The sequence below is a fragment of the Streptomyces thermocarboxydus genome, from assembly GCF_024760485.1.
Classification (GTDB): domain Bacteria; phylum Actinomycetota; class Actinomycetes; order Streptomycetales; family Streptomycetaceae; genus Streptomyces; species Streptomyces cellulosae.
Genome location: NZ_CP058273.1, coordinates 1852893 through 1871289, shown reverse-complemented (window position 1 = coordinate 1871289; position 18397 = coordinate 1852893). Strand labels below are relative to the sequence as shown.

17 protein-coding genes are annotated in these 18397 nt (G+C 73.5%); 13 read left to right on the top strand and 4 right to left on the bottom strand.

The annotated features are described in order from the left end of the window. Nucleotides 1-31: 31 nt before the first annotated feature. Nucleotides 32-1045, top strand: coding sequence for a C40 family peptidase (locus AY578_RS08735; protein WP_019521999.1), 1014 nt, complete (start codon nt 32-34; stop codon nt 1043-1045). A gap of 33 nt (nt 1046-1078) precedes the next feature. Next, a complete protein-coding gene (locus AY578_RS08730; protein ID WP_037954014.1) occupies nt 1079-2272 on the top strand; it encodes a lipoprotein in 1194 nt (397 codons plus the stop codon). Nucleotides 2273-2764: 492 nt separating this feature from the next. On the opposite strand, the gene AY578_RS08725 is transcribed toward AY578_RS08730, so the two are convergent. Next, a complete protein-coding gene (locus AY578_RS08725) occupies nt 2765-4000 on the bottom strand; it encodes a glycosyltransferase 87 family protein (protein ID WP_258902231.1) in 1236 nt (411 codons plus the stop codon). 121 nt (nt 4001-4121) lie between these two features. On the opposite strand from AY578_RS08725, the gene AY578_RS08720 reads away from it, so the two are divergent. Beyond that, nucleotides 4122-5264, top strand: a complete 1143-nt coding sequence (locus AY578_RS08720; RefSeq protein WP_258902230.1) for a glycosyltransferase family 4 protein — start codon at nt 4122-4124, stop codon at nt 5262-5264. 114 nt (nt 5265-5378) lie between these two features. On the opposite strand, the gene AY578_RS08715 is transcribed toward AY578_RS08720, so the two are convergent. Further along, a complete protein-coding gene (locus AY578_RS08715) occupies nt 5379-7175 on the bottom strand; it encodes an AMP-dependent synthetase/ligase (protein ID WP_258902229.1) in 1797 nt (598 codons plus the stop codon). 296 nt (nt 7176-7471) lie between these two features. Here AY578_RS08715 and AY578_RS08710 point away from each other — a divergent pair, with 296 nt between their 5' ends. From AY578_RS08710 to AY578_RS08685, 6 genes are all read left to right on the top strand, one after another. Then, nucleotides 7472-8269, top strand: a complete 798-nt coding sequence (locus tag AY578_RS08710; RefSeq protein ID WP_026243389.1) for a metallophosphoesterase family protein — start codon at nt 7472-7474, stop codon at nt 8267-8269. A 142-nt stretch (nt 8270-8411) separates the two neighbouring features. Continuing rightward, nucleotides 8412-8855, top strand: coding sequence for an SRPBCC family protein (locus AY578_RS08705; RefSeq protein ID WP_019521993.1), 444 nt, complete (start codon nt 8412-8414; stop codon nt 8853-8855). 98 nt (nt 8856-8953) lie between these two features. Continuing rightward, nucleotides 8954-10108: an ArsA family ATPase gene (locus AY578_RS08700; RefSeq protein ID WP_258902228.1), complete on the top strand. Its 1155-nt coding sequence runs from the start codon at nt 8954-8956 to the stop codon at nt 10106-10108. Between the two features lie 58 nt (nt 10109-10166). Then, nucleotides 10167-10751 carry a DUF5304 domain-containing protein gene (locus AY578_RS08695; protein ID WP_028960791.1) on the top strand — a complete coding sequence of 195 codons (585 nt, stop codon included), beginning with the start codon at nt 10167-10169 and terminating at the stop codon, nt 10749-10751. A gap of 115 nt (nt 10752-10866) precedes the next feature. Continuing rightward, nucleotides 10867-11820, top strand: a complete 954-nt coding sequence (locus tag AY578_RS08690) for an ROK family glucokinase (protein ID WP_019521990.1) — start codon at nt 10867-10869, stop codon at nt 11818-11820. Nucleotides 11821-11916: 96 nt separating this feature from the next. After that, the gene (locus AY578_RS08685) at nt 11917-12675 is read left to right on the top strand and encodes an endonuclease/exonuclease/phosphatase family protein (RefSeq protein WP_136237783.1); all 759 of its coding nucleotides are present in this window, start codon (nt 11917-11919) and stop codon (nt 12673-12675) included. 72 nt (nt 12676-12747) lie between these two features. On the opposite strand, the gene AY578_RS08680 is transcribed toward AY578_RS08685, so the two are convergent. Further along, a complete protein-coding gene (locus AY578_RS08680) occupies nt 12748-13350 on the bottom strand; it encodes a hypothetical protein (protein ID WP_019521988.1) in 603 nt (200 codons plus the stop codon). After that, complete coding sequence (locus tag AY578_RS08675) at nt 13343-14140, bottom strand: alpha/beta hydrolase (protein WP_019521987.1); 798 nt, start codon at nt 14138-14140, stop codon at nt 13343-13345. Before AY578_RS08675 ends, AY578_RS08680 begins: the two co-directional genes overlap by 8 nt. Before the next feature lie 219 nt (nt 14141-14359). Here AY578_RS08675 and AY578_RS08670 point away from each other — a divergent pair, with 219 nt between their 5' ends. From AY578_RS08670 to AY578_RS08655, 4 genes are all read left to right on the top strand, one after another. After that, nucleotides 14360-15184 (top strand): lysophospholipid acyltransferase family protein, encoded by an 825-nt coding sequence (locus AY578_RS08670; RefSeq protein WP_026243388.1) that lies wholly within the window; start codon nt 14360-14362, stop codon nt 15182-15184. A 37-nt stretch (nt 15185-15221) separates the two neighbouring features. After that, entirely contained in the window at nt 15222-16460 is a 1239-nt protein-coding gene (macS, locus tag AY578_RS08665) for a MacS family sensor histidine kinase (protein ID WP_161107013.1), read from the top strand. Beyond that, entirely contained in the window at nt 16457-17134 is a 678-nt protein-coding gene (locus AY578_RS08660; RefSeq protein ID WP_019521984.1) for a response regulator, read from the top strand. The genes macS and AY578_RS08660 overlap by 4 nt, the downstream gene beginning before the upstream one ends. Before the next feature lie 128 nt (nt 17135-17262). Beyond that, nucleotides 17263-18291: a 6-phosphofructokinase gene (locus AY578_RS08655; RefSeq protein ID WP_137206993.1), complete on the top strand. Its 1029-nt coding sequence runs from the start codon at nt 17263-17265 to the stop codon at nt 18289-18291. The last annotated feature ends 106 nt before the right edge of the window (nt 18292-18397 follow it).

The window sequence follows — 18397 nt, the reverse complement described above, 5'->3', positions numbered from 1 at the left end:
CTGTCCGCCAGCGGAAGGAGCGCGACTTCCCGTGGGGTCCCATCGCCGTACCGCACCGTCCTCAGGGTCCGAGCGGAGCACCGCCCTCGCCCTGGGCCTGCTCTCCGCGGCCGCCACCGCCCTCGGCGCGGTACCGGCCACGGCCGCACCCCAGGAGGACACCCGGGCCGAGGTCGACCGTCTCTACCGCGAGGCGGAGAAGGCCACCGAGGCCTACAACGCGGCCGACGAGCGCGCCGGTGCCCTGCGCCGGGAGATCGCCGACGCCCAGGACGGCATCGCCCGCAAACAGCAGCGCGTCAACTCCATGCGGGAGGCGCTGGGTTCGCTCGCCGGTTCCCAGTACCGCTCCGGCGGCCTCGATCCCGCCCTCTCCCTGCTGCTCTCCGAGGACCCGGAGGACTACCTCCGCAAGGCGTCCGTCCTCGACCGCATCGGCGTCCACCAGACCGCCGAACTGAGGAAGCTCCGCGGCACCCTGCGCTCGCTGTCCCAGGACCGGGCCGAGGCCTCCAAGAGGCTCGGCGCCCTCGAACGCAGCCGCAAGGCCGCCGCCACCCACAAACGCACCGTGGAGCACAAGCTCGCCGAGGCCCGCCGGCTGCTCAACTCCCTCCCGGCCGCCGAACGCGCCGCCTGGGACCGCGCCTCCCGCTCAGGCCGCACCGACCTCCTCGGCCCCGGAGAGGCCCCCGCCTCCGGCCGCGCGGCCGCCGCCGTCGCCGCCGCCCGCTCCGCCCTCGGCAGGCCCTACGTGTGGGGCGCCAACGGCCCCCACGGCTTCGACTGCTCCGGTCTCACGCAGTGGGCCTACGCGCAGGCCGGGGTCGCGCTGCCGCGCACCTCGCAGGCCCAGCGGTACGCCGGCCGGCAGGTCCCGCTGTCCGAGGCCCGCCCCGGCGACCTGGTCCTCTACCGAGCCGACGCCTCCCACGTGGCGATGTACATGGGCAACGGCCAGGTGATCCACGCCCCGTACCCCGGCGCGCCCGTGCGCTACGACCCGGTCGGCATGATGCCGGTCTCCTCGGTCACCAGGGTCTGACTCCCGCGGTCCCGCGCCCGTACCCTCGGAACGGTGGCCGGTCGAACGCGGGTTTCGCAGGCGGCGGTGGCGGCGTTGTGCCTGCTGCTCGCCGCCCTCGTGGGATGCGGCGGCGGCCCCGCCGTGGACGCCGCCCGCGCGGAGGTGCAGTCCCTCCTCGACCGGCGCGCCGAGGCCGTCCTCGACCGGGACGCCGCCGCCTTCGCCCGCACCGGCACCCGCGACGGCTTCGACAACCTGCGCGCGGTGCCCCTCGCCGACTGGTCCTACCGCCTCACCGCCCTGGACCGCACCGGCGACCACGCCACCGCCGCCGCCGACCTCAGCTACCGGGTCGACGGCCACGACCGCTCCCCGGTCGTCACCGCCCGCACCCTGAGCCTCAGCCGGGACCGCGACGGGCACTGGTCGGTGGAGTCCGACCGCCCCGCCGAGAAGTCCGGCCAGCAGCTCTGGGACCAGGGCCGCGCGCAGGCCGTGCGCGGCGAGCACAGTCTGGTGCTGGGCGTCGGGCAGTCCGAGGAGACCCTGCGCGACTACGCCGCCCTCGCCGACCGCGCCGTGCCCGCCGTCTCCGACGCCTGGCGCTCCGCGTGGGACCGCGGCGTCGTCGTCCTCGTCCCGGAGACCCTGGAGGACATGGCGGGCCTCCTGGGCTCGCCCCCGTCCTCCTACCGGGGCATCGCGGCCGTCACCACCGGGGCGACGGGAGGCGGGCCGCGGGCGCCCGCGGACCGGGTGATCGTGAACCCGGATGCCTTCGGGCTGCTGGGCGACTCGGGGCGGCAGGTCGTCCTCACCCACGAGACCGCCCATGTCGCCACCCGCGCCCACACCTCGGCGGCGACACCGCTGTGGCTCTCCGAGGGGTACGCCGACTGGGTCGGCTACCGCGGCTCCGGCCGCACCGCCGCCGAGGCCGCGCCGGAACTGGCCCACGCCGTGGGGCGGGGGGAGGTGCCGGACGCGCTGCCCGAGGACGGTGACTTCGGCTTCACCGGGGACGCGGAGGGGCTGGCGCGGGCGTACGAGGGGAGCTGGCTGGCGTGCAGGATGATCGCGGAGCGGTGGGGCGAGGAGAAGCTGGGGGAGTTCTATCGCGCGGTGGGGGCGCATGAGGGGCGGGAAGGGGCTGTCGAGGATGCGATGGGGCGTGTGCTGGGGGTGACGCCGGAGGAGTTCACACTCCGGTGGCGGGACTTCGTGCGGGGCGCGCTGGCGGAGTGAGGCGGGGTGTCGTCGGCGGGTGGGGGCGGTGGGGGTTGGTCGCGCAGTTCCCCGCGCCCCTGAAGGGCGTCTCCGCCGCTGCGGGCAGTCGTGCCCCTTGGGGCGGCACGGGTGGGCGAAGCGGCACCCCCGCGGCGCGGCATTTTCGTCACGGCGCTCAGCCCGGTCGCCCGCGGCGACGGACGCGTGGCTTCGTCATTGGTGGGTGCCAGCTGCGGCCCGTCGGTGGCTGGTCGCGCAGTTCCCCGCGCCCCTGAAGCCGCGGCCGCTGACAGCGCACCCCCGCTGCTGCGGGCCGGCTGCCGCCGTCGCTGCGGGCAGTCGTGCCTCTCCCAGTGCCTTAAGGGTCTGGGAGGTGCCCCCAGGGCGGTGGGGGTACCTCGCGCTCGAGCGAAGCCGTGAGTGGCGGAGGGTGGGCGCAGCGGCGCCCGTTCAACGCCGGGTGCGGGGCCTCCGTGGCTGTCGCGCAGTTCCCCGCGCCCCTTCAGGGCGTTACGAAGGCACTCGCGTTCGTTCCGCCCGGGACGGGTCCGGCGCTGAGGGGATTTCCCTCCGGGCCGGCACCGTCGCTCGCCACAAGGTGCGGGCTGCCATGAGCGACGCCACCACCAGGAGGCCGTTGCGGAGCGCCAGCAACGTGACGCCCAGGGCGTCGCTCGCCACCACGTGGGCGAACCACAGGGGGAACTCCAGCATCGTCACCGGGCACGCCACCAGCACCAGGACCGCCGGACGCCCCATGCGGCTCTCCCGGAAGCACAGGCACACCGCCGCCGTCCCCACCAGCCACACCATGTACTGCGGACTGATCACCCTGCTGGTGACCGTGAACAGCAGGACCGCCGTGAACGCCGCGTCCGCCGCCGTGTGCGGGGCGAACCGGGTCGCCAGCAGCCGCCACAGCACCAGCCATGCCAGCGCGGCCCCGGTCAGGAACAACGCCCCCGTCGACACCCAGCTCACGTACGGACCGAGGAACTCCACCGAGCCGTAGTTCAGCAGCACCTCGCCGTCCCAGCCGTGGTGCCGGGCCACATGGAACACCAGCGACCCCAGCGACTCCACCTCCGTGCCCCGGTCCCGCTGGAAACCCAGGAACGCGAACGCGCCCGGCATCGACACCGCGAACAGCCCGGCCACCACCACGCCCGTCACCGCCGCCGACACCCACACGGCCCGCCTGCGCACCGCGAGCAGCAGCAGCGCCGGCCACACCTTCAGCAGCGCCCCGAACGCCATCAGCGCGCCCGCCACCCGTGGATGCCGGCCGGCCGCCAGCAGCGCGGCCACCGCGACCGCCGTCACCATCACGTCGTAGCGGGCGTACACCGTCGGACCGAGCAGCGGCACGCCCGCCACCCACAGCCACGCCCCGCGCCGGGAGCGGCCCCCGCCGCGCGCCCCGCGCAGCAGCAGCGCCAGCGTCGCCGCGTCGGCCGCCAGCGCCAGTACGAAGAAGGCCGTGGCGTACTCCAGGAAGGGCAGCACGGCGGGGGAGAGGACCGCCAGGGCCGCGGCGGGCGGGTACTGCCAGGTCACGTCCTCCTGCGGAAACGTTCCGGTGACCAGGACGTCGTACCAGCCCCGGTAGATCACCGACACGTCGCTGGTGACGTCCGGGCCCGGGAAGACCACCACCTTCAGCACACACAGCAGCAGTGCCGCGCGCGTCACGCCCCAGATCCCCAGCAGTCCGGCCAGAGACCCCCGTGCGGCCGTCGGTTCCACGTGATTCCTGCCCGTCCGGTGTGCGGTCGATGAGGGGCCATGATGTCCCGGAAGCCGGTGCACATGCCACCGAGCAGCGCCGTGGCGGACGCGCGACAACCGTTCGGTAGGGTCGGCGGCGATGCACAAGACCCTGATCGTCACCAACGACTTCCCGCCCCGTCCCGGCGGCATCCAGGCCTTCCTGCACAACATGGCGCTGCGCCTGGACCCGGAGCGCGTGGTCGTCTACGCCTCCACCTGGAAGCGCACCCGGGAGGGCGTCGAGGCCACCGCGGCCTTCGACGCCGAGCAGCCCTTCACCGTCGTCCGTGACCGTACGACGATGCTGCTGCCCACCCCGGCCGCCACCCGGCGGGCCGTGGGGCTGCTGCGCGAGCACGGCTGCACGTCGGTGTGGTTCGGGGCGGCGGCGCCGCTCGGCCTGATGGCCCCGGCGCTGCGCCGGGCGGGCGCCGAGCGGATCGTGGCCGCCACCCACGGCCACGAGGCCGGCTGGGCCCAGCTGCCCGCCGCACGGCAGCTGCTGCGCCGCATCGGGGAGTCCACGGACACGATCACCTACCTGGGCGAGTACACCCGCTCCCGGATCGCCCGCGCCCTCACCCCGGAGGCCGCCGCGCGCATGGTGCAGCTGCCGCCCGGGGTCGACGAGAAGACCTTCCACCCCGGCTCCGGCGGCGACGAGGTGCGCGCCCGGCTCGGGCTGACGGACCGCCCGGTGGTCGTGTGCGTCTCGCGTCTCGTGCCGCGCAAGGGCCAGGACACGCTGATCCGGGCGATGCCCGCGATCCTCGCCGCCGAGCCGGACGCCGCCTTGCTGATCGTCGGCGGCGGCCCCTACGAGAAGGACCTGCGCCGCCTCGCCGCCGACACCGGCGTCGCCGCCTCCGTCCGCTTCACGGGCTCCGTCCCCTGGTCCGAGCTGCCCGCCCACTACGGCGCGGGCGACGTCTTCGCGATGCCCTGCCGGACCCGCCGCGGCGGCCTGGACGTGGAGGGCCTCGGCATCGTCTACCTGGAAGCCTCCGCGACAGGCCTCCCGGTCGTCGCCGGCGACTCCGGAGGCGCCCCCGACGCGGTCCTCGACGGCGAAACAGGCTGGGTGGTCCCCGGCACGTCCCCCACCGAGACGGCCGACCGCATCACGACCCTCCTCGCAGACCCCGAACTCCGCGACCGCATGGGCCGCCGCGGCCGGGAGTGGGTCGAGGAGAAGTGGCGCTGGGACCTCCTCGCCGACAAGCTGAAAACACTCCTGTAACGCGAGAGCCGCCCTCGAAGGGCGGCTCTCGCGTTACAGGGGCGCGGGGAACTGCGCGACCAACCCCCACGCACCCGCACCCGCCAATGGCGAGCACAGGCACCCCAGTTGGCGCTACTTCGCGTAGATCGCCTCGATCTCGTGCGCGTAATCCTTCGCCACGACATTCCGCTTCAGCTTCAGCGAAGGCGTCAAATGCCCCGACTCCTCCGTGAACTGCGCCGGCAGCACCCGGAACTTCCGCACCGACTCCGCCTTGGACACCGCCGCGTTGCCGTCGTCCACCGCCTCCTGGATCGCCGCCAGCAGATCCGGGTCGTCGCACAGCGACACCGCCGTCGACCCCTCCGGCTTGCCGTGCTCCGCGCACCAGCGGTCCAGGAACTCCTCGTCGAGGGTGATGAGCGCGCCCACGAACGGCCGTCCGTCGCCGACCACCATGCACTCCGCGACCAGCGCGTGCGCCCGGATGCGGTCCTCGATGACCGCCGGGGCGACGTTCTTGCCGCCGGCCGTCACCAGGATCTCCTTCTTCCGGCCGGTGATCCGCAGATAGCCGTCCTCGTCCAGGGTGCCGATGTCCCCGGTGTGGAACCAGCCGTCGGCCAGCGCCTCGGCGGTCGCGCCCGGGTTGTTCCAGTACTCCTTGAACAGGTGCTCGCCGTGCAGCAGCACCTCGCCGTCGTCCGCTATACGCACCACCGAGCCCGGCAGCGGCTGGCCGACCGTGCCGATCTTCTGGCGGTCCCACGGGTTGAAGGCGGTGGCCGCGCAGGACTCGGTCAGGCCGTAGCCCTCCAGCACGCTGAAGCCGATGCCGCGGAAGAAGTGGCCGAGGCGCTCACCGAGCGGGGCGCCGCCGGAGATGGCGTACTCGCCGCGTCCGCCCAGCACCGCGCGCAGCTTGCTGTAGACCAGCTTGTCGAAGACCTTGTGCTTGACCTTGAGGCCGAACGACGGGCCCGACGGGGAGTCCAGCGCCTGGCTCCAGGCGATCGCGGCGTCCGCGGCCTTGTCGAAGATCTTGCCCTTGCCGTCCGCCTGCGCCTTGGCGCGCGCCGAGTTGTAGACCTTCTCGAAGACGCGCGGCACACCGAGGATCAACGTCGGCCGGAACGCGGCCAGTTCGTCGGTGAGGTTCTTGATGTCGGGGACGCAGCCCAGCTTGATCGGCGCCATCATCGGCGCGATCTGCACCAGCCGGCCGAAGACATGGGCGAGCGGCAGGAACAGCAGCACCGAGCACTCGCCGGTGCGGAACAGCGGACGCAGCCGCTCCACGATGTTGCCGCACTCCGCGAAGAAGCTGCGGTGGGTGAGCACGCAGCCCTTGGGGCGGCCGGTGGTGCCGGAGGTGTAGACGATGGTGGCCGGGTCGTCGGCCTTGGCGACCGAGGAGCGCTCCTCGACCGTGTCGTCGGCGACGTCCGCACCGAGACGGCCCAGCTCCTCCAGGCCGCCGCCCTCGATCTGCCACATGTTCTTCAGCGCGGGCAGCCGGTCGCGCACGGACTCCACGGTCGCCGTGTGGGCGTCGAGCTCCACCAGGCAGGCGGTGGCGCCCGAGTCGCCGAGGATCCACGCCACCTGCTCCGCCGAACTGGTCTCGTACACCGGCACGGTGATCGCGCCGGCGCTCCAGATCGCGAAGTCGAGCAGCGTCCACTCGTAGCGGGTACGGGACATCAGGCCGACCCGGTCGCCGGGCTGCACACCCGCCGCGATCAGGCCCTTGGCCGCGGCCCGCACCTCCGCGAGGAAGGTGGCGGCCGTCACGTCCTGCCACGTCCCGCCGACCTTGCGGGCCATGACGGCGACGTCAGGATGCTGCGCGGCGTTTCTACGGACGATGTCGGTCAGATTGCCGTCCGCGGGGACCTCGTAAAGGGCCGGAAGGCTGAACTCGCGCAAGACTGCTGCTCCTCTTAGGGCGCCGGCGCCACGACGTTGTGCGATGCGACGGTGCGGTCCAAGGCTCGGGCGGGTGCTCGCGAATTCACTGGTTGAAATCCCGAGCACGACTGGACTGCCCGGACGTTACCCGCCGGTATGGCTGTCACGACAGGGGGTCCCTGCCAGATGTTCGCTGCGTCACACAGGTTGGTGTTTCATTGCGCACAGTAGTCCACAGCTGAACCGGCGAGCCAGTAACCGCAGGTAGGGCCGCCATTGTTCACGTATGCCGCACACGATTAGGCTTGATCGCCATGGCATCCTCACCCGGCGGCGGCCCGCGCACCCGCGTCCACGTGGTCAGCGACGTTCACGGCAACGCGGCGGACCTCGCGCGTGCCAGGGACGGCGCCGACGCCCTGGTCTGCCTCGGTGACCTGGTGCTGTTCCTCGACTACGCCGACCACTCGCGCGGCATCTTCCCCGACCTGTTCGGCACGGAGAACGCCCACCGCATCGTGGAGCTGCGCACCGCCCGCCGCTTCGAGGAGGCGCGCGACTTCCAGCGCGGGCTGTGGGCCGGCATCGGCGTCGACCGCGCGACGGCCATCGAGACGGCGGTGCGGAAACAGTACGCGGAGCTGTTCTCCGCCTTCCCCACTCCGACGTACGCCACCTACGGCAACGTCGACGTGCCGCCCCTGTGGCGGGAGTACGCCGGGCCCGGCACCACCGTGCTCGACGGGCAGCGGGTGGAGATCGGCGGCTGGACCTTCGGCTTCGTCGGCGGCGGCCTGCGCACCCCGATGCGCACGCCGTACGAGATCGACGACGAGGAGTACGCGGCGAAGATCGAGGCCGTCGGCGAGGTCGACGTGCTGTGCACGCACATCCCGCCGGAGGTCCCGGAGCTGGTCTACGACACCGTCGCCCGCCGCTTCGAGCGGGGCAGCACGGCGCTGCTGGAGGCGATCCGGCGGACCCGGCCCCGCTACTCGCTGTTCGGACACGTCCACCAGCCGCTGGTACGGCGGATGCGGATCGGCTCCACCGAATGCGTCAACGTGGGGCACTTCGCGTCCACCGGCCGGCCCTGGGCGCTGGAGTTCTGAGACGCTCTCCGGACGCCTGCGCCCAGGTCGGGTGATCTCGGTACGGGCGGTGCGCGGTAGCCTTCCGCTGCACGCGCGTGGGCCGTCCGGCCCGCGCACGGCGAGGACGACCTACCGGCCCGCATCTGGAGGAGCCACGGCGATGGCGGAACACACCAGCTCGAGCATCACCATCGAGGCGGCACCGGCCGACGTGATGGGAGTGATCTCCGACTTCGCCCGCTATCCCGAGTGGACGGGAGAGGTGAAGGAGGCGGAGGTCCTCAAGACCGACGCGGAGGGCCGCGCGGAGCAGGTCCGTCTGGTCATGGACGCCGGCGCGATCAAGGACGACCAGACCCTGGCGTACACCTGGAGCGGCCCGCACGAGGTCTCCTGGACCCTGGTGAAGTCCCAGATGCTCCGCTCCCTCGACGGCTCCTACGTCCTCACCCCCGCCGGCGCGGACACCACCGAGGTCACCTACCGCCTCACCGTCGACGTCAAGATCCCGATGCTCGGCATGATCAAGCGCAAGGCGGAGAAGGTCATCATCGACCGCGCCCTGGCGGGCCTGAAGAAGCGCGTGGAGTCCGGCGCGAAGTAGGACACCAGCGGCGGGGTGTGGAATCAGCCCTCCGGCGTCCGAGGAGCGGGGTCCGGGGCGGAGCCCCGCCACGGTAGGTCCCGGTAGCGTTCGGCCTCATGCGCACCCTCCTGATCACCGGCCCCGGCGGCAGCGGCCGCACCACCGTCGCGGCCGCCACCGCGTTCGCCGCCGCCCGCGAGGGCGCCCGCACGCTGCTGCTGGGGACCGATGCGGGGGACACCCTGGGACCGGTGCTCGGGGACGCGGACGTGCCCGGGCTGCTCACCGTGCGGCGACTCGACCCCGACGCGGGGTTCCGGGCCGACCTCGCCGCGCTGCAGGAGCGCGCGGGCGGTGCGCTCGACCTGCTCGGCGCCTCCCGCCTGGAGCCCGAGGAGACCGGATCCCTCCCCGGCGCAGAGGAACTCGCCGTGCTGCGCGCCCTGCGGGACGCCGCCGCCTCCGAGGACGCCTGCGACCTCCTCGTCGTCGACCTGCCCGCCACCCCCCGCGCGCTCGCCCTCCTCGCCCTGCCCGAGGAACTCCGCCGCGTCCTGCGCCGGCTGCTGCCGCCCGAACGGCAGGCCGCCCGCGCCCTGCGCCCGGTGCTCGGACGGCTCGCGGGCGTCCCGATGCCCGCGGACTGGATCTACGAGACGGCAGCCCGCCTCGACCTCCAGCTCGCCGCCGTCGAGGCCCTCCTCGCCGACCGCGGCACCGCCGTACGCCTCGTCGCCGAACCGGGACCCGCAGGCGCCGAGGCCCTGCGCACCGCCGCCCTCGGCGTCGCCCTGCGCGGGCTGCGCCTGGACGCGGTCGTCGCCAACCGCGTCCTGCCGGAGGGCGAGGCGGCCGGCTGGCTCGCCGGACCCGTCGCCCAGCAGCGCAAGACGCTCGACGCATGGCGCGAGGAGCACACCGTGCACCCCGTCGCCCACCTCGGCCGCGACCCCCGCGGCGCCGACGACCTGGCCGCCCTCGCGGCGCCCGCCGCCCCCGCGCCCGCCGGTCCGGTCCGCTGGCCGGTCGCCGACCGGATCGCCGAGGACGGCGTCCTGGTCTGGCACCTCCCCCTGCCCGGCGCCCGCCGCGACACCCTCGACCTCGTCCGGCGCGGCGACGAACTGACCGTCACCGCCGGGCCGTTCCGCCGCGTCGTCCCGCTGCCCTCCGCGCTGCGCCGCTGCACCGTCGACGGCGCCGCCCTGCGCGAGGGCGAACTGCGCGTCCGCTTCCGGCCCGATCCGGAGCTCTGGCCGCGCAGCCGGTGAAGCCGCGACGGCCGTTCGGGTACCGTCGAGAAGGCCACCCGCAGTCAAGGAGTCCGTCATGAGCGAACAGCTCCCCCCGCCCGACGACACCGGGCACGAGGCCGGGGACGAGACCTTCGGCAAGCGGGCCGACGACGCCCGGACGGACGACGTCCCGGCCGGCGACGCCCGGGACGACCGCGCCGAGGCGCCCGCCGAAGCGCCCTCCGAGGTCCACGCCGACGCCTGGGCCACCGCCGCCGCCGAGGACCTCGAGGCCGAGCGGGCCCGCCGCCGCGCACGCCACGGCACACCCCCCGGCTCCGCCGCCGAGGAGTTCAGGAAACTCGTCGACGCGGTCGCCGACAAACTCTCCGGCCTCCAGACGCCGCTGCTCGGCGCGGTGGCGGGACCCGCCGCCCAGCAGGTCGTCCGCCAGGTCGTGCAGCAGGCGAAGGCCGCCGTCGAACCCGTCATCGAACGCAACCCGGACGTCTTCGACCACCTCGCCGCCGCCGGCAGCGAACTCCTCGCCGCCTACCGCTCCGCCGTGCAGGACCAGGAGCGCCGCTGGACGGCGCGCGACACCCCGCCGCGCGACCCCTCGGAGCGCCGCGACCCCGGAGACGACCCCGGCACCGGCGAGCGCATCGACCTGGACTGAGCGCCCCCGGAACCCCTCGGAGCTCCCGGCCGCCCGGCCTGCGGACACAGGGACGGCGCGCCCGTCGCCTCGGGTACCGTTGGCGTAGCGGGGCTCGACCGAAACTGAGGGATTCATGGGACTCACCATCGGCGTCGACATCGGCGGCACGAAGATCGCGGCCGGCGTGGTCGACGAGGAAGGCACCATCCTCTCGACCCACAAGGTGCCGACCCCGGGCACGCCCGAGGAGATCGTGGACGCCATCGCCTCCGCGGTGGACGGAGCGCGCGTCGGACACGACATCGTCGGCGTGGGCATCGGCGCGGCCGGTTACGTCAACCGCCAGCGTTCCGAGGTCTACTTCGCCCCCAACATCCACTGGCGCAACGAGCCGCTCAAGGAGAAGGTCGAGGCCCGCGTGGGCCTCCCGGTCGTCGTGGAGAACGACGCCAACGCGGCGGCCTGGGGCGAGTACAAGTTCGGCGCGGGCAAGGGCCACCGCAACGTCATCTGCATCACGCTCGGCACCGGCCTCGGCGGCGGTGTGATCATCGGCAACAAGCTGCGCCGCGGCCACTTCGGCGTGGCCGCCGAGTTCGGCCACATCCGCATGGTGCCCGACGGACTGCTGTGCGGCTGCGGCTCGCAGGGCTGCTGGGAGCAGTATGCCTCCGGCCGCGCCCTCGTCCGCTACGCCAAGCAGCGCGCCAACGCCACTCCCGAGCAGGCCCAGACGCTGCTCTCCCTGGGCGACGGCACCCCCGAGGGCATCGAGGGCAAGCACGTCTCCATGGCCGCCCGCCAGGGCGACCGGGTGGCCGTCGACTCCTACCGCGAGCTGGCCCGCTGGGTCGGCGCGGGCCTCGCCGACCTGGCCTCCCTGTTCGACCCGTCCGCGTTCATCGTCGGCGGCGGCCTCTCCGACGAGGGCGAACTGGTCCTCGGCCCGATCCGCAAGTCGTACCGCCGCTGGCTGGTCGGGGGGAACTGGCGCCCCGTCGCCGACGTCCTCGGCGCCCAGCTCGGCAACAAGGCCGGCCTGGTCGGCGCCGCCGACCTCGCCCGCGAGCCCGACCCCGTCATGTGACGGCCCATCGGCACCCGGCCGGCGCCCGCCCGACCCCCGAGGGGAACGGCGGGCGTCGCCGTTCCCCGGGCGTCCCCGCGGCGTATCTTGATCGGCATGGCGACGACGGAACTGCTGCCAGGGTCCCGCACCGACGCCGACGGCTCGGCCGTCGTCCGGGTGCTCAGCTACAACATCCGCTCGATGAAGGACGACACCGCCGCCCTCGCCCGGGTGATCGGCGCCTGCGCGCCCGACCTGGTGCTGCTCCAGGAGGCGCCGCGGTTCTTCCGCTGGCGCAAGAAACTCGCCCGGCTCGCCTCCGACTCCGGACTGGTGCTCCTCTCCGGCGGCGCCACCGCCGCCGGACCCGCCCTGCTGTGCTCCCTGCGCGCGAGTGTCGAACGCACCGAGGACGTACTGCTGCCGCTCACCCCCGGCCGGCACCGGCGCGGCTTCGCCACCGCCGTCGTACGGTTCGGCCGCGCCCGGCTCGGCGTGCTCAGCTGCCATCTGTCGCTGGACAAGGACGAGCGGTACGAGCAGGGCGGGATGCTCCTCGACCGGCTGGCCGGGATGGGCGTGGACCACGCCGTCGCGGGCGGCGACCTCAACGACGAGCCCGCCGGGCGCACCTTCCGGCGGCTGGCCGGCACCCTGACCGACTGCCGCACCGCCGCGCCCTGGGGCGGCGAGCACACCTGGACGCACACCGAACCGCCCAAACGCATCGACGCCCTGTTCGTCACCAAGGGCGTCGAGGTACTGGGCTGCGGCGTGCCGTACGACCAGCCCGGCGTCACCGAGGCGGATCTGCGGGCGGCCACCGACCACCTGCCCGTCCTCGCCGCCCTCAAGGTCCCGGCGGCCGTGTGAGCGCGGTCAGACCACCGCGCCCCGGCCCGGGTCCCCGTCGTCCTCAAGGTCCCGGCGGCTGTGTGAGCGCGGTCAGACCACCGCGCCCCGGCCCGGGTCCCCGTCGTCCTCGTCGTCCGTGCGCATCCGCATCACCAGGGTGACCGCACCGCCCAGGAAGCCTCCGATGCACGCGGTGGTCAGCCACCACGTCATCTCCCAGCCCAGCAGTATCGCCAGCAGAAGCAGCACCGGGGCGCCCAGCACCCCCAGCCAGGCGAACTTGGAGGTCACGTCCGCCTCCGGCAGCGGCGGCGGCTCCGGCGGCACGAAGTGCCCCTCGTCGCTCTCGTCGAGGTCCTCCTCCGCCGGCTCCGCCACGCTGTAGTCCCGCGGGCCGACCCCCGGCGCGAACGCCACCGAGCCGCCCAGCGGCCTGGCCGGCGGCTCCTCCTCCGCCTTTCGCGGCGGCGCCTTGGTCCCCGCGCCGTCCACCCCGTCGTCGTCGCCCGGGTCGTTGGTCTCGGACTCCAGCAACGCCAGGTCCTCCACCGACTTGAACGGCTTGGCGCCCGGCGGGTCCGGCGGCTCCTCGCCGTACCCGGCGACGATCGCCTCCCACGCGGCGGCCTCGTCGAAGGGGACGCCCCTCTCCTCCGGCTCGCGGCCCTCACGGTCCGAGTCGTGCTCAGCCACCTGCGGTCGTCCCTTCCTTGCCGAGACCGGGCTCCCTGACGGCGCCGGGTGCGAGCCGGCCGATGAACGCGGTGCTCTCCCGGAAGATCAGCTCCGCGTCGTGGTCCAACGTCGCCACGTGGTAGCTCTGTTCCAGCAGGACCTCCGTGACGTCCGCCGACGACACCCGGGACAGGATCCGCGCCGAGTCCGCCGGCGGCACCACATGGTCCTGCGGGCTGCGCATCAGCAGCAGCGGCTGCGTGACCTGCGGCAGCTCACGGTCGACCAGCCGGAAGAAGTTCCGCAGGGAGTGCGCCGCGTGCAGCGGCACCCGGTCGTACCCCAGCTCCCGGACCACCGGCTTGGCGATGTCGCTCGCGATGCCCTTCGTCGCCGGGACGAGATGACGCAGCACCGGCAGCGCGTGCGCCGCCACCCCGTGCACCCTGTTCGCCGGGTTGACCACCATCACCCCGCTCACCGCGTCCCCGTGCCGCGCCGCCAGCCGCAGCGCCAGCGCGCCGCCCATCGACAGCCCGGCCACGAACACCCGCGCGGAGCGGTCCCGCAGCAGCCGCAGCTCGCGGTCCACCTCCGCGTACCAGTCCTGCCAGCCGGTCACCCCCAGGTCCTCCCAGCGGGTACCGTGCCCGGGCAGCAGCGGCAGCGACACCGTCAGCCCGCGCCCGGCGAGATGCTCCGCCCACGGGCGCATGGACTGCGGCGAACCGGTGAAGCCGTGGCAGAGGAGGACGGCGGTCTCCCCGCCCTCGTGGCGGAACGGCTCGGCTCCGGGCAGCAGCGGCACCTTCGGCCTCCTGTTTCCTGGGACTTCCTGGGACTTTTCCGCCATTCGTGGACGGTCCGGCACGTCGTCTCGGCCGGCGCGGGACCGGCACAGGGATTGCAGGACCTTCACCGTACGCGACCGCACTGACACCGACCAGGGCCGTCGGGGCCTTCGGCGGCGCTCCGGGATATGGTCTGAACAACACGCACAGGAGGCACTCGGTTGTTGTACGGCACGATGAAGGTCGCCATCGGAGGGCCGCTGAAGCTCGCCTTCAGGCCCTGGGTGGAGGGCCTGGAGAACATCCCCGCCGAGGGCCCCGCCATTCTGGCCAGCAATCACCTGTCGTTCTCGGACTCCTTCTTCCTCCCCGCGGTGCTCGACCGCAAGGTCACGTTCATCGCGAAGGCGGAGTACTTCACCACCCCGGGCGTCAAGGGCAGGATGACGGCGGCCTTCTTCAAGGGCGTCGGCCAGCTCCCCGTGGACCGTTCCGGGGCGCGCGGCGCCGGCGAGGCGGCGATCAAGAGCGGCATAGAGGTGCTGGAGCGCGGTGAGCTGTTCGGGATCTACCCCGAGGGCACCCGCTCGCCCGACGGCCGCCTCTACCGCGGCAAGCCGGGCGGCCTGGCGCGCGTGGCGCTCGCCACCGGGGCGCCCGTCATCCCGGTCGCCATGATCGACACGGAGAAGATCCAGCCCCCGGGCCAGGTCATGCCCAAGCTGATGCGCCCGGGCATCCGGATCGGGAGGCCCCTCGACTTCACCCGCTACCAGGGCATGGAGCACGACCGCTTCGTGCTCCGCGCGGTGACGGACGAGGTCATGTACGAGATCATGAAGCTGTCCGGCCAGGAGTACGTCGACATGTACGCCACCGCCATGAAGCGGCAGCTCGCCGAGGCGGCCAAGGCCGAGAAGGAAGCCGAGAAGGCCGAGAGGGAAGCGGAGAAGGCCGCCAGGGCCGCCGTCGCCCGGGCCGACAAGGAACAGGCGGAGAAGCTCAGGGCGTCCCTGGAACAGACGGACCGGGAACAGGCCGGGGGGCCGTCCGAGCGGTAGCGGGGCCCGGGCACGCACCAGGGGGAGTGGGGGGAACATGGCCCAGCGCGACAGAGTCATGCGCATGTCGGTCGAGCAGCCGCTGTGGCGCGCGCTCACCGGCTACCGCGTCCTGACCATGATCTACGCCATCGGCCTGTTCGCCGCCGCCCACGACGGCTTCGCCCGCCCCTGGCTCGCCGTCGCCTACTTCGCCGTGCTCGGCGTGTGGACCCTCGCCACCCTCCCCAAGGTCGCGAGCGCCGCCGCCTGCACCAAGCCGTTCCTCGCCGCCGACCTCACCGTCGCGCTCACCGGCATCCTCATCACCCCGCTCGCCGACGCCGCCCAGCGCGTCCACGACGGCGGGCCCACCCTGCCGTCCATATGGACCGCCGGCTCCGTGCTCGCCTTCGCCATCAAGGGCGGCTGGCGCTGGGCGGCCCTCGCCTCCACCCTCGTCGCCGTCGCCAACCTGGTCGAGCGCGGCACCCCCGCCCGCGACACCGTGCACAACGTCGTCCTCGTCTGGGTCGCCTCCATCGCCATCGGCTACGTCGTCGAGGTCGCCCGCGCCTCCGAGCGCACCCTCGCCCGCGCCCTGGAGATCGAGGCCGCCACCCGGGAACGGGAGCGCCTCGCCCGGGACATCCACGACAGCGTCCTCCAGGTCCTGGCGATGGTGCAGCGGCGCGGCGCCGTCATCGGCGGCGAGGCGGCCGAGCTGGGCCGGATGGCCGGTGAGCAGGAGGTGGCGCTGCGCACCCTCGTCTCCGGCGGACTCGTCCCCGTCTCCCGCGCCTCCGAGGACGCCGCCCAGGGCGCCGTCGTACGCAGCGTGGAGGAGGCCGAGCCGGACCATGACGGGCCGGTGGACCTGCGATCCCTGCTCGCCCCGCACGCCGGGTCCCGGGTCAGCCTCGCCGAACCCGGCGCGCCCGTGACGCTCGCCCCCGAGGCCGCGCGCGAGGTGGCCGCCGCCGTCGGCGCCGCCCTCGACAACGTCCGCCGACACGCCGGGGAGCAGGCCCGCGCCTGGATCCTGGTCGAGGACGAACCGGACGAGGTGATCGTCACCGTCCGCGACGACGGCCCCGGCATCCCGGAGGGACGCCTCGCCCAGGCCGAGGGGGAGGGGCGGCTCGGTGTCGCCCAGTCCATCCGGGGCCGGCTGCGCGACCTCGGCGGCAGCGCCGACGTGATCTCGGTGCCCGGCCAGGGCACGGAGGTCGAACTCCGGGTGCCGAAGCACCAGCAGCAGACGAACGACCCACGGGGGAAGGCGGAACAGCGATGACCGGGACGGCACCGATCAGGGTGATGGTGGTCGACGACCACCCGATGTGGCGGGACGCCGTCGCCCGCGACCTCTCCGAGTCCGGCTTCGAGGTCGTCGCCACGGCCGGCGACGGCGACCAGGCGGTACGCCGCGCCAAGGCCGCCGCACCCGACGTCCTCGTCCTCGACCTCAACCTGCCCGGCAAGCCCGGTGTGCAGGTGTGCAAGGAGGTCGTCGCCGCCCACCCCTCCGTCCGCGTGCTGGTGCTCTCCGCCAGCGGCGAGCACGCCGACGTCCTCGAGGCCGTGAAGTCCGGCGCCACCGGCTACCTGCTGAAGTCCGCCTCCACCGAGGAACTGCGCGACGCCGTCCGCCGCACCGCCGACGGCGACCCGGTGTTCACCCCGGGCCTCGCCGGACTGGTCCTCGGCGAGTACCGCCGCCTCGCCTCCGAACCGGCCGCGCCCGCCGCCGGCGGCGACGAGCAGAAGGCGCCCCGCCTCACCGACCGCGAGACCGAGGTGCTGCGCCTGGTCGCCAAGGGCCTGAGCTACAAGCAGATCGCCGAACGCCTCGTCATCTCCCACCGGACCGTGCAGAACCACGTCCAGAACACCCTCGGCAAACTCCAGCTGCACAACCGCGTGGAACTCGTCCGCTACGCCATCGAACGCGGCTTGGACGACGAGTAGGCGCGCTCCAACACGTCTGCTCTTTCCGGTATTTACCGTCCCGGCCATGTCGATGTGACCCCGGTCACCCTTACCGTGCCAGGTGGGAACGAACGGCATTCCGTCGGCCATGGCGAAGGGACACTTCCATGCGGGTCGGAGTACTGACCGGAGGCGGCGACTGCCCCGGGCTCAACGCCGTCATCCGGGCCGTCGTCCGCAAGGGCGTACAGGAGTACGGCTACGAGTTCACCGGGTTCCGGGACGGCTGGCGCGGTCCCCTCGACGGCGTCACCGTCCCCCTCGACATCCCCGCCGTCCGCGGCATCCTGCCCCGCGGCGGCACCGTCCTCGGCTCCTCACGGACCAACCCCCTCAACGAGCAGGACGGCATCCGCAGGATCAAGGACAACCTCGCCGCGCTCGGCGTGGACGCCCTCGTCACCATCGGCGGCGAGGACACCCTCGGCGTCGCCACCCGCCTCGCCGACGAGTACGGCGTCCCCTGCGTGGGCGTGCCGAAGACCATCGACAACGACCTGTCCGCCACCGACTACACCTTCGGCTTCGACACCGCCGTCGGCATCGCCACCGAGGCCATCGACCGGCTGCACACCACCGCCGAGTCCCACATGCGCGTCCTGGTCGTCGAGGTGATGGGCCGCCACTCCGGCTGGATCGCCCTCCACTCGGGCCTCGCCGGCGGCGCCAACGTCATCCTCATCCCCGAGCACCCCTTCGACGTCGACCAGGTGTGCGCGTGGGTGACCTCACGGTTCCGCGCCTCGTACGCGCCGATCGTGGTCGTCGCGGAGGGGGCCGTGCCGCGTGACGGCGACATGGTGCTCAAGGACCAGTCCCTGGACGCCTTCGGACACGTCCGGCTGTCCGGGGTCGGCGAATGGCTCGCCAAGCAGATCGAGAAACGGACGGGGAAGGAGGCCAGGACCACGGTCCTCGGCCACGTCCAGCGCGGCGGCACCCCCAGCGCGTACGACCGGTGGCTCGCCACCCGCTTCGGCCTCCACGCGATCGACTGCGTCCGCGACGGGGACTTCGGCAAGATGGTCGCCCTCCAGGGCACGAACATCGTCCGCGTCCCGATAGCGGACGCGACGGCCCAGCTGAAGACGGTGCCGCCGTCCCTCTACGAGGAGGTGGGGGTCTTCTTCGGCTGACGCCTGGCCGCGGGGTGCCGCCGACTGCGGGCAGTCGTGCCGCTTGGGGCGATGGGGGTACCTCCCGCTCGAGCGAAGCCGAGAGTGGGGGAGGGTGGGCGCAGGC

What these genes read in the sequence shown, in the direction of transcription:
- AY578_RS08720 (WP_258902230.1), top strand. Translation starts at nt 4,122, where the DNA reads ATGCACAAGACCCTGATCGTCACCAACGACTTCCCGCCCCGTCCCGGC.
- AY578_RS08710 (WP_026243389.1), top strand. Translation starts at nt 7,472, where the DNA reads ATGGCATCCTCACCCGGCGGCGGCCCGCGCACCCGCGTCCACGTGGTC.
- AY578_RS08705 (WP_019521993.1), top strand. Translation starts at nt 8,412, where the DNA reads ATGGCGGAACACACCAGCTCGAGCATCACCATCGAGGCGGCACCGGCC.
- AY578_RS08700 (WP_258902228.1), top strand. Translation starts at nt 8,954, where the DNA reads ATGCGCACCCTCCTGATCACCGGCCCCGGCGGCAGCGGCCGCACCACC.
- AY578_RS08695 (WP_028960791.1), top strand. Translation starts at nt 10,167, where the DNA reads ATGAGCGAACAGCTCCCCCCGCCCGACGACACCGGGCACGAGGCCGGG.
- AY578_RS08690 (WP_019521990.1), top strand. Translation starts at nt 10,867, where the DNA reads ATGGGACTCACCATCGGCGTCGACATCGGCGGCACGAAGATCGCGGCC.
- AY578_RS08685 (WP_136237783.1), top strand. Translation starts at nt 11,917, where the DNA reads ATGGCGACGACGGAACTGCTGCCAGGGTCCCGCACCGACGCCGACGGC.
- AY578_RS08670 (WP_026243388.1), top strand. Translation starts at nt 14,360, where the DNA reads ATGAAGGTCGCCATCGGAGGGCCGCTGAAGCTCGCCTTCAGGCCCTGG.
- macS (WP_161107013.1), top strand. Translation starts at nt 15,222, where the DNA reads ATGGCCCAGCGCGACAGAGTCATGCGCATGTCGGTCGAGCAGCCGCTG.
- AY578_RS08660 (WP_019521984.1), top strand. Translation starts at nt 16,457, where the DNA reads ATGACCGGGACGGCACCGATCAGGGTGATGGTGGTCGACGACCACCCG.
- AY578_RS08655 (WP_137206993.1), top strand. Translation starts at nt 17,263, where the DNA reads ATGCGGGTCGGAGTACTGACCGGAGGCGGCGACTGCCCCGGGCTCAAC.